Consider the following 1,015-nt stretch of genomic DNA (forward strand, 5'->3'; position numbering starts at 1 on the left):
TGTCTAAAGAAAAATTTGAACGTACGAAACCGCACGTAAACGTTGGTACTATCGGCCACGTTGACCACGGTAAAACAACTCTAACTGCTGCAATCTGTACTACTCTATCTAAAGTGTACGGCGGTGAAGCGAAAGACTTCGCATCAATCGATAACGCTCCAGAAGAGCGTGAGCGCGGTATCACAATCGCAACTTCTCACGTTGAGTACGACACTCCATCTCGTCACTACGCACACGTAGACTGCCCAGGACACGCCGATTATGTTAAAAACATGATCACAGGTGCTGCGCAAATGGACGGTGGTATCCTAGTTGTAGCTGCGACTGATGGTCCAATGCCTCAAACTCGTGAGCACATCCTACTAGGCCGTCAGGTTGGTATCCCTTACATCATCGTATTCATGAACAAATGTGACATGGTTGATGATGAAGAGCTTCTAGAGCTAGTAGAAATGGAAGTTCGTGAACTTCTTTCTGAGTACGAATTCCCAGGTGATGACCTACCAGTTATCCAAGGTTCAGCTCTTGGCGCTCTAAACGGCGAGAAGCAGTGGGAAGATAAGATTGTAGAGCTTGCAGAAGCACTAGATTCTTACATCCCAGAGCCAGAGCGTGCTGTAGACCAGCCGTTCCTACTACCAATCGAAGACGTATTCTCTATCCAGGGTCGTGGTACGGTTGTAACAGGTCGTATCGAGCGCGGTATCCTAAACGTGGGTAACGAAGTAGAAATCGTTGGCATTAAAGAAACAACAGTAACTACATGTACTGGTGTTGAGATGTTCCGTAAGCTTCTAGACGAAGGTCGTGCGGGCGAGAACGTTGGTGCACTTCTACGTGGTACTAAGCGTGAAGAAGTAGAGCGTGGTCAAGTACTGGCTGCACCGGGTTCAATCAACCCACACACTAAGTTTGAGTCAGAAGTATACGTTCTGTCTAAAGACGAAGGTGGTCGCCACACTCCATTCTTCAAAGGTTACCGTCCACAGTTCTACTTCCGTACTACGGACGTAAC

General features: G+C 47.6%; 1 protein-coding gene. It reads left to right on the plus strand.

The window, feature by feature from the left end; translation table 11 throughout:
* Nucleotides 1-1,015: elongation factor Tu (gene tuf / locus Q8W40_RS27985; protein ID WP_305402106.1), on the plus strand; the 1,015-nt coding region annotated here is incomplete at both ends.

This window comes from Vibrio penaeicida (assembly GCF_030689305.1).
In the GTDB taxonomy this organism is placed as follows: Bacteria; Pseudomonadota; Gammaproteobacteria; order Enterobacterales; family Vibrionaceae; genus Vibrio; species Vibrio penaeicida_B.